Consider the following 15,111-nt stretch of genomic DNA (forward strand, 5'->3'; position numbering starts at 1 on the left):
ATCGGTCGCGCCGCTACAGCAAAGTTGCAGGGTCGCGACCGACTGCTTTTCGCGGTTCTAAAGCGATTCGAGACGGATTGCGCTCTAAACCTTCTGTATGCCCGGATTTCCGTCACGGTATTACCTAAAAAGCGTCATGTTTCGTTGACTCCTACGGGAAAAAGTGCGTTTTTAACGCACTTTCAGAGGCAGGCAAGACCCTGCTCGTTGTCCGCGAGGACCAAGGAGTAACGGCTTGCGCCTCGCCCGAGGAAAGCAACGAAAAAAGACGCTTGATCTCCGATAGCACTTTGTCTACAGTCTGAAACTCTCTTATCTTACGAGATGAGGGAGTTTTTAATATGCCGAAAAAGCTTCTCCCTGTTTCATACTCCACCCAAACCTTACTGTTTTGTAAGTCGATTGAAAGTTAACGCAATCCCTCAAAACGTGAACGCTCGGTAGACTGAAGGTAACGAATCGACTTCAGGAGGAATAGAATATGAAAACAATCTTACATGCAGAGAACATCACGAAGGTATACCAAACCAAAATGGCGCGGCATGAAGCACTAAAACCGACATCATTGACGGTACATGAAGCGGAGTTCGTCAGCATCATGGGTCCTTCAGGAGCTGGTAAATCAACACTGTTGAATCTTTTATCGACGATTGATCAACCGAGTGAAGGTATGATTTCGATTAATGGTGAAGATGTCACGAGCATGACTGAAAAACAATTGGCACGGTTTCGTCGGGAACGACTGGGTTTCATCTTCCAAGACTTTAACTTACTCGACACGATGACGGTCGAAGAAAACATTGCCCTTCCGCTTGCGCTGGCACGTGTCGACAAAGCGATGATTGTGTTGCGTGTTGAACAAGTGGCGCGGCAACTTGGAGTCGAAGATTTGTTGAAGAAACGTCCGGTCGAACTTTCAGGTGGTCAAAAACAACGCGTCGCAGCAGCACGTGCAATCATCCACCAACCATCACTCCTCTTAGCCGATGAGCCAACGGGAGCACTCGATTCAAAGTCAGCGACAGGGTTACTCGAAGCCCTCGAGACGCTGAATGAACAAGGGGCAACGATTTTGATGGTGACCCATGATCCTGTCACGGCGTCATACGCGGAACGCATTGTCTTTGTCAAAGATGGAGAGCTGTTCCGAGAAATCCATCGGTTTGGGACGCAAAAGGAATTTTTCGAACAAATCATGGAAGTCCAACGCGAACTCGGGGGTGCAGCACGTGAGTTTGTCTAAATTAGCTTTTCGTAATTTAAAGAACATCCGGCACAATATGATGTATCTAGGTGCCGTCACATTCGCAATTTTGATTTATTACACGTTTTTAGGGATTCGTTCGAACGAAGCGATGCTGAACGCAAATGAGATGTACGATAAGCTCGGGACGGTCTTTACGGGATCGAGTATCATCTTGGCCGTGTTCTCGACGATTTTCATTTGGTATTCGAGTGACTTTTTCTTACGACGTCGTAAACAAGAACTTGGTTTATATGCGTTACTTGGACTCGAGCGAAAACAAATCGCTCAACTGATCTTTATTGAAACGATGGGATATGGAATGGTCGGATTGATCATCGGGACCGCTCTAGGGACGGTTGCTTCAAAATACTTTGTTCAACTGCTTGCGCATGTCATGGCAATCGATATCGAAGCGACGTTTACGATCAGCCTCGCTGCAATGGGTCAGACGATTGCCGTGTTCTTGGTCATTTTTTTATTGATTGCTCTGCGATCGGCACGAACAATTTATCGCTTCACCTTGATTGAACTATTCAAAGCAAACCAACAAGTCGAAGTGATTCCGAAAGTCCATCCGATTCTCGCAGTCCTTTCTCTTCTATTGATGGGATTCGGTTATTACCTGACGGGGCAGCCGCTGCTCGATCACTTTACTGTAGTCGCGCCACTCTTGATAGTTTGTATCATCGTCGGAACATTCGGGACGATGAGTTACTTTACAATTTTCTTGTTGCGTGTTCTCAGTAAGCAGGCACGTCACTTCGAAGGAACGAATTTGATTTTACATGGTCAATTGCTGTCACGCGTCAAGTCGAATGCTGTCATGTTATCAACGATTACTGTCATCACGGCAGTCACACTGACGACGGTCGGAACAGCGACATCGATTTACTATTTCATCGATCGAACGGTCGAGCAACAAATGCCATACAGTTTATCGGTTGCGAGTAAACGACCGGAGGCAGAGCAATTGATTAAGGAATCGAATCAAACCATTGAACAGCGGACGATGGTCAACGTCAAAAATGTCGACCATCAGATGAAAGAGTTACCAAATCCGTTATATTTGACGAAGTACTACCGGACATATGCGATGGACGGTTCAAAAGGACAATTCAGCTACATCAATTATTCAGACTACCGCAGACTAGCGAAGGCGAACGGAAAACGTGTTTTACCTGAGCCGCAACAAGGTGAGGCGATTGTCCTCGAGACATTCAAAGGAAACGACTTGTTGCAGGAACGAGTCAAGTCACCCGTTGGAATCACGATAAACGACATTCATTCGTCCTTTCGCATCACGGGTGAAACGGATTTACCGATCGCTCAACTCTATGAGAAACAACGATTGGCGTTCGTCGTTTCGGACGATGCCTTCGCGATGATGCCGGAGCGTGCATGGATGCTGACGAATTATCAATTTTCAGATGAACGAACGGATGACGGGTTGATGAAGAAACTCGAGGCACTTTACGGAAAGCAGGCGGAAACGGACATGGCGGCCTATTATCCGGTCTACGCGATAACGACGGCGACGACAGGGCTGCTCGCATTTGCTGCCGGGTTCCTCGGACTCGTCTTCCTGCTCGCGACAGGTTCAATCATCTACTTCAAGATGCTTGCGGAAGCAGAAGAATCAAAGCACCGTTTTGCGATCATTCAAAAGGTTGGGGTGGCGCAAGGCGAACAGGTGAGTATCATTCGTCGCCTCGTCGGATTTGTCTTCTCCCTACCGTACCTCCTTGGACTCATTCACAGCATCTTTGCGATGCAAGTCCTTCAAAAACTACTCAACTACAACATCGTCATGCCGACAGTCCTTGCGATTGGCTGTTATACGGTCGTCTACCTTGTGTATTACATCATGACGGTCCGAGCGTACCGGCGGATTGTGATGTGACGACGGTGACTGGAAACGAATAATCGTTTCCAGTCCTTTTTTTGTTCGGTATGATAGATAACGAAGGAGATGAATCATTCGATGGAAACAATTTTATTAGTGGAAGATGATCAAAAAATCGCGGAGTTACTTCAAGAGTTGCTCGAACGTTATGATTTCCGTGTCATTCACGAAGATGGATTTGGTGATGTCGCGGCACGTTTTGAAGAGACGAAGCCGGATGTCATCTTGCTTGATGTGAACCTTCCGAAGTTCGACGGCTTTTATTGGTGCCGGCAGCTTCGCTTAAAAACACGTGCCCCGATTTTGTTCATTTCGGCGCGAGTCGGAGAAATGGATCAAGTCATGGCACTTGAATATGGGGCGGATGACTACATCGTTAAACCGTTCCAAGGAGCCGTTGTCATCGCGAAAATCAAAAGTCAGATTCGGCGGGCGTACGGGACGTTATCAAGTGAGAATGATGAACGGACCGTCGTGAAGGCGGGCATCACGTTGTATTTAGATCGGTATATCGTCGAACATGGTGATCAATCGATTGAACTATCGAAAAAAGAGGGTTTGATTTTAGAAATGTTACTGACGGCTAGCCCGCGGATTGTCAGCCGGGGAGACCTGCTCGAACGAATTTGGGATGATGAAGCCTTCGTCGATGAAAATACATTGAACGTCAATATTACGCGTGTTCGTAAACGTTTGACAGAAATCGGCGTGTCAGGGCTTGAGACGGTCCGGGGAGTCGGGTATTGCCTGGTGCTTGAAAAATGAAACTGTTTTTTCGTTATACGATTCCAGGACTGCTGTTTTTCATCGTTCAACTGGTCGGCTTATTTCTCGTCTTATGGTTATACGATCTTTATCAACCCGCAGCGTTTTTCTATATCATCTTACTTGATACAATCGCGCTCATCATTTATTTAAGCTATCGCTTTTTTAGTATGTTGCCACTGCTTAAACGATTACAAAATCCGATTACCTCGGTTGCAGAACCGATTCGCCCCGGCAGTGAGGAACCAATCGCTGCAGCAGTCGAACAATTTTTAGAACGGCAACAAACGATTTTTCGAAACAGTTTGTTTGCCGAACGGCGGAAAGAAAAAGAACGGCACCGGTACGTCGATCAGTGGATTCATCAAATGAAGACGCCGCTCTCGGTCATCGAACTGATTCTTGAACATCCGGGTGAAGATTACCGGACAGATCTGCGGCACGAAGTCGAACGACTACGGACAGGTCTTGATCAAATGTTGTATTCGTCACGCCTCGAAGCAATCGAGACGGATTTGAAGGCGGAGCAACTTAATCTCCGTGTTCTCGTCATGGACATCATCAATCAAGAAAAACGACTGTTTGTCAAAAATAAAGTCTATCCGAAGCTTGAAATCGAACCGTCCTTATACGTGTATACAGATGCTAAATGGTTCCGCTTTTTGTTACTTCAACTGTTGACGAACGCCGTCAAATACACGACGGGACATGGTAAAGAAGTTCTGATTCGGGCGATGGAACGCGACGGACAAGTCGTGCTGACATTGATTGATGATGGAGTCGGCATTCCGAAGCGTGACTTGCCGCGTGTCTTCAACGCCTTTTTCACGGGTGAAAATGGACGGCGTTACGGAGAGTCGACCGGAATGGGACTTTATTTCGTCTGGCAGGTCTGTACGAAGCTCGGGCATGAAATTGAATTGAATAGTCTGGAAGGCCAAGGGACGACGTGTCGATTGAAGCTTGTAGGAGGACGAACGGATGATTGAAGTCAAACAGCTTGGGAAAGTATATGCAGGAAAAGTAACGGAACAACCGCTGACGGATTTGAATTTCCGTGTCGAGGAAGGCGAGATGGTCGCGGTGATGGGGCCGTCCGGAAGTGGCAAGTCGACACTGATCAACTTACTGGCGACGCTCGATCAACCGAGCTGGGGTTCGATTTTGATGGAGGGCATTGATACATCGACCTTCAAGCGAAAAGAAACGACGCGCTTTCGGCGTGAGACACTCGGAATCATTTTTCAAGAGTTCAATCTACTCGATTCGTTGACGCTTGGTGAAAACATGCTCGTTCCGTTGATGCTGTCTGGGAAAAAGACGAAGCTCGCGCGAGAGGAGATGCTGCATCTCGCAAAACGGCTTCAAATCGATGAGCTACTCGACAAACAGGTGGATGAAGTATCCGGTGGACAGCGCCAACGCGCTGCGATTGGGCGTGCTTTAATCCATGCTCCGCGTTTGATGTTGGCTGACGAGCCGACCGGTGCACTCGATTTCCAAGCGACAAAACATGTAATGGAATTACTTGCTGAGTTAAATGCAGCCGGGATGACGATGGTCATCGTCACCCATGACCCGACGGTCGCCTCGTATTGTAACCACGTCCTGTTTTTAAAGGATGGTAACATTCAAACCGAGTTGTTTCGGGACGAACCCCGTCGTATCTTCTTTCAACGCGTCATCGAGTCGCTGTCGTTATTAGGAGGGGACGAACATCAATTATCTACAATACGCCCTACGTAACATTAAGCGTTATCAACGCTTGTATTACGGATACGCATTGACGATTATCATTGCGATGACGATTTCGACGAGCTACTGGAACTTAGTGACGAGTGCTTCGTTCCAAAATGTCGCAAAAGTCTTAAGTCAATTGAATCAAGTCATCGAACTGACGATGATTTTTGTTTTTATCGCGGAACTGATTATTTTGTTTTTCAGTATCCTGTTCATCTATGCGACGACGTATACGATGCTTGAACACCGTAAAAATGATTTACGCGTCATGCGGACGCTCGGGAGCGGATTTTCGCACTTTTTAAAGTACTTCCTCATTGAGGTTCTCCTTGTCGGCGGATTAGCGATTTCGGCGGGGCTGTTGCTTGGAGTCGTCTTGACGAAACTAATGTTGCTGGCAATCGAAAAAGTGATGTTTTTACCACGACTCGATATTGAAATCTCTGCACTGTCGTTTTTAGTACTAATCGCCGGGGCACTCCTTGTTCTCTTAACGGCGACAGTACTCGCCATCTATCGATTCCGTCCGGATCGCCCCATTCGGACACGTTCAACATGGAGACGCCGCTTTCGTATATCGCTGCGATTTATGGCGATTCTTCTGCTGTTCTACGGGTATGTATTAGCATTTGTCCAACAAACCGGATTTGTTTTGTTGTTTCCATTCGTCATTTTTATCGGTTCCTTTTTCATTTGCCGTTATGTGTTACCGACGTTGATGAAACTGTATCGTCCCCGGACGTTGTCGTTACGTAAACTCATCCTTTCTGAAATTGCGACACAGCTCCGGACGAATAGCACCCTCGTTGCCCTTGGGACGATTTTGACGTCATGTGCACTAACGGCAGTCGGGCTCGTCTTCATCTTTCAAGTAGTCGGGTTAGACTTATCTTCACAAAATCATTTTGGACTCGTCTATTATGAAGAGTCGAAAGAGCAGTCCGAACGCTTGCAAAAGATTGAAGAGACGATGGAAGCGACATTCCCGGAAAAATATCAGCAGGAAGTTCGTCTGAAAAAGAAGGGGACACGTTACGTGTTGCCTTTATCCGACTACAATCAATTATTAAACGAGCTGGGACAGAAACGACGCGAGCTGAACTACCGTGAGGCGCTTCAAATTCCAGCCCGTCCCGTTCAGTTAAAAGAACAGACACCGACGATGGAAAAAGCGCGACAGGCGATGGAACAAGCTGGATACAGATTAGTAACCCCGGCTAAACACCGCCTCTTGTTCGGTTATAACTATCGCATCGAAACGCTATTTGTCATCAGTGATCAGCGCTTCAACGAACTGGCACAACCCCTCGCCCGGATTCGTGTTTTTGAAACGCCAGCCTATCGGGATTACGGGACAGGGGCTTGGGATGACTGGATGTCAATCGTCCGGGAAATTCAGTCGAAATCGAAGATGACGAACGAAGCGGCGGCGCCGTATCAATTAATCAATGAAACAGAAGATGAACTCGATGGGATTCGGATTGTCCGTCTTGTCTCATTCGTCGTCATTTTACTGACGGTCTGGCTCTTCGTCATCAACGCGAGTTTCCTCCACGTCTGGATGCAGATGACGGCTGAACAAGAACAAAAACGATTGAAGACGCTGTTTGCCCTCGGTTTTGATCGTCAAAGTGTCCGAACGTTTTTACTTGTGAAATATGGAGCGGTCTTAATGATTCCATACTTGATTTCCGTATTTCATGCCTGGTTGTTGTTCCAAGCCATCATTTCCGAGGCGGGTCTTAAGATGGGTCCCCTGTTCGGTGTTTCCTTGATGTGGATTGGAATCGTCACGTTTTGTTATATCGGAAGCATCTTCCCGCTCTGGGTTCGATACCCACGACACCTGCTTCAAAAGTCAGGCGAAAGTTCGATGTATCCGATACCGGATTCAAGGGTATGATAAGAGCATAGCGAGGAGGGAGCATATGCTGAATCATTCACCATATCGAGGGTACGGGGACCGGATTCGGATTTTGCGGGAACGCGCCGGAATCTCGATTGATCAGTTAGCAGATAACCTGGGTGTCGCACCTTATTTCATTCGACGAACAGAATTAAGTGAGGTCTACCCGACGAAAGCCTACATCGAGTCGTTAGCAGAAGTTTTACAAATCGATTCGAGTTATTTGGCGCGGCATATTTGGACAGGGGAATCGTTGAAGTTCGTCATGCAGGACAGCACACCACTCGAGGAAATGCGTTTAGCGTACGAGCAGACACTGGGTCAGGATGAGTCCGTCATCGAAGAACAACTCGAAGAACGGATGCGGATGTTTGACTTGATGTATGATGATGACGTGAAGCGGATTGAACAAACGATGAGTACGACGGAACAGCGAATTTTTCACGAGCTGGTCGAGTCGGTCATGGAGGCCGGAGAGCTTCGTCGGGAAGAAGCGCGGGGGACGTTTGAGATGTTCGAGGATAAACTCCCCTCGATGATTCAACTCGACGAGTATTTAGATCGTTTGACTGAGGGAGAGACGACCGAGCGAACGACGTGTTACACCCAGTATAGTAATCAGATTGAACGAATGCGCTATCATCGAAAGTGATGCGAAGTCGTTTCATTAAAAATGCCGCCCCTTCCTGAAGAAGAGGCGGCATTTGTTTTATGATCGTCGTGGAACTTGGTGATGAGAGACTCGGCTTTTTTGACGTGTCCGCCCGATGATGAAGCCGATGATTGCGTTCGCGATGACGAGAACCCATCCGACGTATCCAAAGTTGAGCGTCAAGCTACCAAGCATAGCTTGCCATTTGAAGACCATCATGAAATCTCCACGGATCACAAACCGAGCGATACAAACGAGTAACACCGTCGTGCCGGCGATGAAGATTCCCATCCAACTTCCGAAGAGGCGGGATGATTGAATGCGGATAGCGACGAACGACCAGAAAAATAGACTGACGACAAACGTCATGCCACCATAAGCAAGGACGAGCTTCCACGTCTCGCTCGCTTGTGGAAATTTCGTAAACATGACAAGAGACGAGACGATGGCGGCAGCGGTGAATAAAATAGCTGCCCAAAAACGAGACCGCATAACGTAGTTCCTCCTAAAGTTTTTCTCACTTAACGATAGCGGAAACGTCTCATCTTGTAAACCACTACTGACGACCACTTAAAATACGTCGCAGTTGCTTGAGCGGGTTCGATCCATAGAACAGCACACCGCCTCGATAAAATTTCGTTCCGACGAACAGGGCAAGGGCGATGCTTACCCCCATTAAGCCGATGGATAAAAGGATTTGCCACATCGGGACGTCCGTCAGCATGACCCGTAAGAACATCAACATCGGGGTGAAGAACGGAATGAATGATAAGACGACGACCGCTTGATTTGTTGGAGCGTTTAAACTAAAAATGGAAATCATGAACGCGGCTACAATCAGCATGATAACGGGTATCGTTACTTGCTGTGCATCTTCGACCCGACTGACGAGTGAACCGAGTGCGGCGAGCAACGTTGCATAAAGGAAGTAGCCGAGTAAGAAGAATACAAATAAGTAGACAACTGTTTGAATGCTTAAAGAGTCGAGTGATAGTTGGTCAAACAAGCTGCTTTTTTGTCCACTGTAGTAACCAACGCCAACAAGCAAAGAAAGTTGAATGATGCTGACCGTTGCAATGGATAAAATTTTTGCAAGCATATGTTGAATCGGACTGGCAGCAGAGATTAACAGCTCCATGACACGTGATGATTTTTCATTGGCAATCTCGGTTACAATCATTCCGCCATAAATTACAATCGTAAAATACATTAAGAACAGCAAAACATACACGAGGGCAGAAGCGGCAAACAGTTCGTCCTCATTTTTTCCGCCAGTGGATGTTAACTCTTGTTTTGTTGTAATAGGAGCAGCCAATGCGGCGAGAATCGCAGGATCAACATTTGATTCAGAAATGATTTTTTGATCACGAACCAGTTTTAGTGCCGTTGACAGTTGAGTTTTCAGGGATTGTTCCGGACTCTCACTAATTAATGTGACAACGTAAGGATCGCTCGTCATCAACGCAACCACTTCATATGTGCCGTCTTTAACGGCATCTCGTGCTTCCTGTAATGAATAATCTTTCTGATCGATTTCGGATTTTATCCCACTTTCTTTTAGAACAGGAACGATGTCCGCATCCAGTGAACTGACAACAGCGATTTTAGGTTCGTCTCCTGCAAACCAGTCAATGATTCGTTCGATATTCGAAAATCCAATCAAAAAAACAATCATTAAAGCGGTTGAGATAAGAAAACTTTTTGCCCGCAATTTTTGTAATAAACTAAAGCGATACAGGGTCATAAATTTACGGTTCATAACGTTTTCCGACCTCCTCGATGAAAATGTCCTGTAGGGAGAGTTGATCCCAGACGAAACGTTCGACGTGGAAACCTTCTGTAATTAAATGGCGAAGTAATCCGTCGGCGGCTTCTTTCGATTCGACTTGGAGCGTGTAGCCGGTGCCTTCCGTCTCGACCTGTAAAATACCAGGCAGTGCATCCCATAACAATGGTGGGGCATCGGTTGCTAACAAAACACGCGTTTTTCCGTAGCCTGCCTTGATGTCTGGTAAGTAACCGGCGACAACAGGTTTTCCGTGATCTAAAATCGCGACATGTTCGCATAATTCTTCGACATGATCCATCCGGTGACTCGAGAAGACAATCGTCGTCCCGTCCGTCGTCAGTTTCCGGACCGCTTTTTTAAGTTGTTCGACGTTGACAGGGTCAAGTCCGCTGAACGGTTCATCGAGAATCAACAGATCCGGCTTGTGCAGGACGGCAGAAATCAATTGAATTTTTTGCTGATTCCCTTTTGAAAGCTGTTCGACACGCATCTTTTCATATTGAGGAATTTGAAAGTAATCCAACCACGCCACTAGAGATGCTTTAGCCTCTTTACGCCGCATCCCACGAAGCTCGGCTAAAAAGATTAATTGCTCGTCCACCCGAATCTTTGGATAAAGACCGCGTTCTTCTGGTAAATAGCCGATTTGCGAGAGGGGGATGGCTTTTCCTTTCCAGGTGATTGATCCTGTCGTCGGCTGTAAGATACCGAGCAACATCCGGAACGTCGTCGTCTTTCCGGCACCATTCGCGCCAAGTAATCCGAAAATCTGTCCTTCCGGAACTTGAAACGATAGCTCATCGACGGCTGTAAAATCGCCGAACTGTTTTGTGATGTTCTGTAGTTCTAGCATGTGAACCTCCTTGGTAGACTAAGTAGTCACTTCTCTTTACATTGTACCCTTACGTTAAAACTGGTTAAAGGTTCCATTTTTAAAATTTATATAATTGAGCATTTTTGTTTACTTTTAGTAATTTAGTTACTATTATTATATTAAGGATAAAAGGGAGTAACTAGGTAATCGTCATGAAAGCGCAACGGACAATCCTGGTTTTGCCGTTGATGAAGCATTCGAAGCACTCGGTGAAGACTTAAAGTTGCCGGAGCAATTTGAGGCGCACCGGACGAAAATCGCGCAACATGCCGCACCAATCACAGTCAAGAAGGGGAGACTCGTATGATACATCTTTTTGAACAACCTAAAAAACAAGGCGCACCGATTTTCTTGCTTCTCCATGGCACGGGTGGATCGGAACAAGATTTAATCGGACTCGTCCAATTGCTTCATCCAGATGCCGGTTATCTCTCCGTTCGTGGAGCAGTCACGGAAAATGGGATGCCGCGTTTCTTTAAACGCTTGGCAGAAGGCGTCTTTGACGAAGCCGACTTAGCCTTACGGACAAAAGAATTGATGGCATTCATCAAAGAAAAAAGTGAGACGTATCAATTTTCCGTTCAGGAATTAATTCCCGTCGGTTACTCGAATGGGGCAAATATCGCAGCGAACATGATGTTTGAAGAAGCGCTGTTCGCACAAGCGATTTTGCTCCATCCGATGGTACCGCGTCGTGGCATCCCGTTGCCAAATAGTGAAGGCGTCAACGTCTTCATCGGAGCGGGGGCAAATGATCCGATTTGTGCCGCAAGTGAGACGGAAGAACTAAAAGCACTATTTAAAGGTGCCGGAGCGCATGTCGACGTGACATGGTCAAACCACGGACATCAGCTCGTCATGCCGACGATTGAAAGCGCGGCATCCTGGTTAAACAATCAATTGACACAATGAAAAAAGCATCGAGAACTCAAGGGGCAGAATCCTGAGTTCTCAATGCTTTTTTCTTAAGCTGGATGGTCACTTTTCGGACGAGAATAAACAATCAAGATTCCTCGCTCAACGAGTTGCATTGCGAGTGTCTCTTTTGCTTCTTCAGAAATTTTCGTCTGTGTGATATGTTTGTACAGGTGCCGTAGTTCGCGACGCATCGGTTTGCGGACGAGCCACATGCTGTCGATGATCGAACACCACGTCAGGACGGTTTCTTGACCGATATAGAATTGCTTTTGCCGATTGAGATAACGAATCCACCATTCATCGCGAAGCATTTTTAAAGTAACGCCGGTAACAAAGACGATCAGAAATGTCAATGGAATTGTTTCATACAAAGGAAGACTTGTCAGGACATCGCGAAGTCCTGTGACTAAGCTGAGCATCATCCAACCAATGAGCCCGATGACGAGCCAATAACCAAAGTTGAGTGTACTTCGTCGTTGCATCATGAGTTTCGGTTTCAAGAGTGGAGTGGCCATCAGAATCACCTCCTTGTGAAATAATCGAATTTTCTGACAATTTATAGTTGTCCTTCTACTATAGTTACTTTTTCCCTAAACGTCCAGTCATTAGACATGGAAAATGTGTTTCTTTCTTGACGATTTTCGTGTACGCTAAAAAAAGAAAGTGAGCGGTTACATTAAAGGAGGAAAACAGATGGTGGATCAAGTCGTTTGGATCGCGGTTGGTATCGTCGCAATCGCTGTGTTCACAGCTTCAAGCGTTGCTGCGTACATGGGCGTTAAAAATCAAGAAGACTAAGGATTGGTCAGGCATCAGCCTCACCGAATCTTTACAAGCTCAAAGGACGATTCCGCTGTCGGAATCGTCCTTTTTAGATTTTTGAATACAATCAAAGCCAACCGAATGACAAACGTATCATTCGGATCGACCGGATTTAACTTATTTATTTTCTGTGACGTCTATCTTTTCTGCATACGGTTTTAAGGCATCGCTCCACCGCAAGTAACCGCCACCGACGAGGTGCAACCCATCATACGTCATCCGATTTTGGAGGTATCCTTGATCGTTCGTCAAGACCGGCCGTAAATCGACGAAGTCGGCATCGACCGATTCTGCGAGCTGCTTCAAATTACGGTTCAACGCTTCGACTTCACGGTTGACCCGGACGGAGTCGGAATATTTCGGTGCGACGGGGACCGTTGACTGGATGACGACGTCGATGTTATTTTTTCGGAGTGTCGTCACGATCGTCGTCATATTCTCTGTAATCTTAGAGACGGGTGTGAAGTGCCGGATGTCATTGATACCACCCATCACGAAAACTTGTTTTGGTTCTAACTCAAGAATTAAGTCAAGTCGTGTCAAAAATCCTTCCGTCGTATCACCGGGAATCCCGAAATTAACGATCGATGAATCATTCATCAAAATCCGCCAGTCACCAAAATGTGTCATCGAATCACCTAACATGACAGCATTCGGAGATTTTGGGTATTGATAAGTATGGAAGAGACTATTCAATCGGACATAGTTGGAGTTTTTTGTGTATTGGAATGTCGTAACCGGTTTCGAACTCATTGCAGGGAAGACGTCTTCGATTAAATCAAGTGGTTTACGTCCGAACAGTAGTGCAAGGAGAACGATGTTTATGACAACCGAGAGAATCAATAGTGCTTTTTTCATAAAACAATCGTTCCTTTCAGAGGAGTATAAGGGGTAGTGTAACATGAATCGAAATCCATGGTTCGACAATATTAAAGGATTTCTTGTCATTTTCGTTGTCATCGGTCATATGCTGACTGATATTCGGTTCGACTATGATGGCAAGGTACTCGAGACGGTCTATTTAATTATTTATTCGTTCCACATGCCATTGTTCATCATTTTGAGTGGCTACTTCTTTCGCGAAAACAAGTACTTACGGGTGATTCAATTATTTGCCGTCTATTGTGTCTGGCAAATTTTAATCGGGTCGTGGGCAACCTTTGGGGAAGGGTTACCCTTATTTTCCGGTCAAAATATCGGGACGCACTTGTTGCGTCCGTACTGGGCGCTTTGGTATTTGTTCGTCATGGTCGTCTGGTACATTGTCACACCATACGTCGTGCACTTGAGAGGATATATCTGGTTCGGTTTAGCGTTCGCCCTGTTATACGGCTTCGAACTTGAGAATACAGGATTCCTGGCATTACGGAAGTTAATCATGTTCTATCCGTATTTCTTATTAGGGAACTATCTCTCGGAACACGAGTTTATCCGGATTTTCGAGATGCCGAAAAATTTCAAACGCCGGATGAACGTCCGCTTACTGGGCGGACTCGCGTTTACTTCCGTCGTCGGTTTTTTATTGTTTCAAGCCTGGCGGGATACACCGCAAGAAGTCGTCGATCTTGCCAATGCCTTTAAACATCGTTTTCCTTACGTCGAACAATATGATAGCGATGCCTGGGTCGGGGTACTGAAGCATAGCGTCATCTATTTCTTATCGATCACGGCGTCACTCGGGTTCATGATGCTTGTGCCGATGCGCAGGCTTCCACTCGTGACCCGGGCAGGGGAGCTGAGTCTCTACGTTTATCTTTTACACGTCTTCTTCGTCATGGCTTGGCGACAATATGTAACGGATGCATTTGTAACAGAACCTTGGGTCGCTTTGTTGATCATTTTTGGCGTTGCGATTTTAATCGTCGGAATCATCGTTCACCCGGCAGTTGTTCGGATATTACGCCCATTGATTGAGATCGACATCCGTCCGATTGTCGAGAAGCGGGAAGACCTTTCAAAAAAAGGTTAAATGCTATACACTTTAAAGTAGATGGATTAATAGATGAAGGGCGTGGAAAGTATGTCATATAACTTAAACAACGCGGATGGTGTCGTAAACGTTTCTCAGCAGGTAATCGAGGTCATCGCCGGAGTTGCCGTCAAGGAAACAGAAGGTATCGCATTTACGCAAGATGATTCGAAACTGCAAGAAAAACAAATGGTCAAACTCGTTAAGGTCGAAGATGTCGGAGGCGAGATTACGGTCAGCCTGGCTGTTCATATCAAGTATGGTATGTCGATCATCAAGACAGCGGGTAAAGTGCAAGAACGGATTGTGCAAGACATGGAAAACATGTTGGCATTCCCACCGAAAGCAGTCGACGTCCGCGTCATCGGATTGTTAAAAGGATAACTCAGTTTATATGGAAAATTGTTGATGGGAATTTTTCATCAACAATTTTTTTATATGACGGTTTGTCAAATTAAGTGCAACACTTCTTCCGTGAAGACCTCGTATGCAGTTTTCCAGTTGAGACATTTTCGCGGTCTCCCATT

General features: G+C 46.2%; 15 protein-coding genes. 10 read left to right on the forward strand and 5 right to left on the reverse strand.

The genetic code is table 11. The annotated features are described in order from the left end of the window. Positions 1-481: 481 nt before the first annotated feature. The 7 genes from KNP94_RS15270 (at position 482) to KNP94_RS15300 (ending at position 8,212) form a co-directional block, all read left to right on the forward strand. On the forward strand, positions 482-1,243 hold the full coding sequence (locus tag KNP94_RS15270; protein ID WP_215115930.1) for an ABC transporter ATP-binding protein: 762 nt from the start codon (positions 482-484) through the stop codon (positions 1,241-1,243). Next, positions 1,230-3,146, forward strand: a complete 1,917-nt coding sequence (locus KNP94_RS15275) for an ABC transporter permease (RefSeq protein WP_215115931.1) — start codon at positions 1,230-1,232, stop codon at positions 3,144-3,146. The genes KNP94_RS15270 and KNP94_RS15275 overlap by 14 nt, the downstream gene beginning before the upstream one ends. Positions 3,147-3,227: 81 nt before the next feature. Next, entirely contained in the window at positions 3,228-3,914 is a 687-nt protein-coding gene (locus tag KNP94_RS15280; protein ID WP_214767123.1) for a response regulator transcription factor, read from the forward strand. After that, the gene (locus tag KNP94_RS15285; protein WP_214807171.1) at positions 3,911-4,903 is read left to right on the forward strand and encodes a sensor histidine kinase; all 993 of its coding nucleotides are present in this window, start codon (positions 3,911-3,913) and stop codon (positions 4,901-4,903) included. Before KNP94_RS15280 ends, KNP94_RS15285 begins: the two co-directional genes overlap by 4 nt. Beyond that, the gene (locus KNP94_RS15290; RefSeq protein WP_215115932.1) at positions 4,896-5,660 is read left to right on the forward strand and encodes an ABC transporter ATP-binding protein; all 765 of its coding nucleotides are present in this window, start codon (positions 4,896-4,898) and stop codon (positions 5,658-5,660) included. The genes KNP94_RS15285 and KNP94_RS15290 overlap by 8 nt, the downstream gene beginning before the upstream one ends. 19 nt (positions 5,661-5,679) lie before the next feature. After that, positions 5,680-7,557, forward strand: a complete 1,878-nt coding sequence (locus KNP94_RS15295; protein WP_251132682.1) for an ABC transporter permease — start codon at positions 5,680-5,682, stop codon at positions 7,555-7,557. 25 nt (positions 7,558-7,582) lie between these two features. Continuing rightward, a complete protein-coding gene (locus tag KNP94_RS15300; RefSeq protein ID WP_214767127.1) occupies positions 7,583-8,212 on the forward strand; it encodes a helix-turn-helix domain-containing protein in 630 nt (209 codons plus the stop codon). A 57-nt stretch (positions 8,213-8,269) separates the two neighbouring features. Here the strand turns inward: KNP94_RS15300 and KNP94_RS15305 are convergent, their stop codons facing one another. The 3 genes from KNP94_RS15305 to KNP94_RS15315 form a co-directional block, all read right to left on the reverse strand. Continuing rightward, positions 8,270-8,704: a hypothetical protein gene (locus KNP94_RS15305; protein WP_088837818.1), complete on the reverse strand. Its 435-nt coding sequence runs from the start codon at positions 8,702-8,704 to the stop codon at positions 8,270-8,272. A 64-nt stretch (positions 8,705-8,768) separates the two neighbouring features. Next, positions 8,769-9,971: an ABC transporter permease gene (locus tag KNP94_RS15310; RefSeq protein WP_215115933.1), complete on the reverse strand. Its 1,203-nt coding sequence runs from the start codon at positions 9,969-9,971 to the stop codon at positions 8,769-8,771. Continuing rightward, positions 9,961-10,854 (reverse strand): ABC transporter ATP-binding protein, encoded by an 894-nt coding sequence (locus tag KNP94_RS15315; RefSeq protein WP_088837816.1) that lies wholly within the window; start codon positions 10,852-10,854, stop codon positions 9,961-9,963. The genes KNP94_RS15310 and KNP94_RS15315 overlap by 11 nt, the downstream gene beginning before the upstream one ends. A gap of 324 nt (positions 10,855-11,178) precedes the next feature. Here KNP94_RS15315 and KNP94_RS15320 point away from each other — a divergent pair, with 324 nt between their 5' ends. After that, positions 11,179-11,787, forward strand: a complete 609-nt coding sequence (locus KNP94_RS15320) for an alpha/beta hydrolase (RefSeq protein WP_215115934.1) — start codon at positions 11,179-11,181, stop codon at positions 11,785-11,787. 53 nt (positions 11,788-11,840) lie between these two features. Here the strand turns inward: KNP94_RS15320 and KNP94_RS15325 are convergent, their stop codons facing one another. Next, complete coding sequence (locus KNP94_RS15325; RefSeq protein WP_088837814.1) at positions 11,841-12,308, reverse strand: hypothetical protein; 468 nt, start codon at positions 12,306-12,308, stop codon at positions 11,841-11,843. A 424-nt stretch (positions 12,309-12,732) separates the two neighbouring features. Then, positions 12,733-13,473: an SGNH/GDSL hydrolase family protein gene (locus KNP94_RS15330; RefSeq protein WP_088837813.1), complete on the reverse strand. Its 741-nt coding sequence runs from the start codon at positions 13,471-13,473 to the stop codon at positions 12,733-12,735. Positions 13,474-13,516: 43 nt separating this feature from the next. On the opposite strand from KNP94_RS15330, the gene KNP94_RS15335 reads away from it, so the two are divergent. Then, a complete protein-coding gene (locus KNP94_RS15335) occupies positions 13,517-14,584 on the forward strand; it encodes an acyltransferase family protein (protein ID WP_215115935.1) in 1,068 nt (355 codons plus the stop codon). Between the two features lie 51 nt (positions 14,585-14,635). Continuing rightward, positions 14,636-14,968 carry an Asp23/Gls24 family envelope stress response protein gene (locus tag KNP94_RS15340; RefSeq protein ID WP_235195173.1) on the forward strand — a complete coding sequence of 111 codons (333 nt, stop codon included), beginning with the start codon at positions 14,636-14,638 and terminating at the stop codon, positions 14,966-14,968. Positions 14,969-15,111: the final 143 nt, after the last annotated feature.

This window comes from Exiguobacterium sp. s80, assembly GCF_018618725.1.
Lineage (GTDB): Bacteria > Bacillota > Bacilli > Exiguobacteriales > Exiguobacteriaceae > Exiguobacterium_A > Exiguobacterium_A oxidotolerans.

Bases quoted from the DNA above. Each gene is read 5' to 3' on its own strand.
- KNP94_RS15270 (WP_215115930.1), top strand. From the start codon at position 482: ATGAAAACAATCTTACATGCAGAGAACATCACGAAGGTATACCAAACC.
- KNP94_RS15285 (WP_214807171.1), top strand. From the start codon at position 3,911: ATGAAACTGTTTTTTCGTTATACGATTCCAGGACTGCTGTTTTTCATC.
- KNP94_RS15320 (WP_215115934.1), top strand. From the start codon at position 11,179: ATGATACATCTTTTTGAACAACCTAAAAAACAAGGCGCACCGATTTTC.
- KNP94_RS15340 (WP_235195173.1), top strand. From the start codon at position 14,636: ATGTCATATAACTTAAACAACGCGGATGGTGTCGTAAACGTTTCTCAG.
- KNP94_RS15335 (WP_215115935.1), top strand. From the start codon at position 13,517: ATGAATCGAAATCCATGGTTCGACAATATTAAAGGATTTCTTGTCATT.
- KNP94_RS15280 (WP_214767123.1), top strand. From the start codon at position 3,228: ATGGAAACAATTTTATTAGTGGAAGATGATCAAAAAATCGCGGAGTTA.
- KNP94_RS15300 (WP_214767127.1), top strand. From the start codon at position 7,583: ATGCTGAATCATTCACCATATCGAGGGTACGGGGACCGGATTCGGATT.
- KNP94_RS15290 (WP_215115932.1), top strand. From the start codon at position 4,896: ATGATTGAAGTCAAACAGCTTGGGAAAGTATATGCAGGAAAAGTAACG.
- KNP94_RS15305 (WP_088837818.1), bottom strand. From the start codon at position 8,704: ATGCGGTCTCGTTTTTGGGCAGCTATTTTATTCACCGCTGCCGCCATC.
- KNP94_RS15325 (WP_088837814.1), bottom strand. From the start codon at position 12,308: ATGGCCACTCCACTCTTGAAACCGAAACTCATGATGCAACGACGAAGT.
- KNP94_RS15330 (WP_088837813.1), bottom strand. From the start codon at position 13,473: ATGAAAAAAGCACTATTGATTCTCTCGGTTGTCATAAACATCGTTCTC.
- KNP94_RS15310 (WP_215115933.1), bottom strand. From the start codon at position 9,971: ATGAACCGTAAATTTATGACCCTGTATCGCTTTAGTTTATTACAAAAA.
- KNP94_RS15315 (WP_088837816.1), bottom strand. From the start codon at position 10,854: ATGCTAGAACTACAGAACATCACAAAACAGTTCGGCGATTTTACAGCC.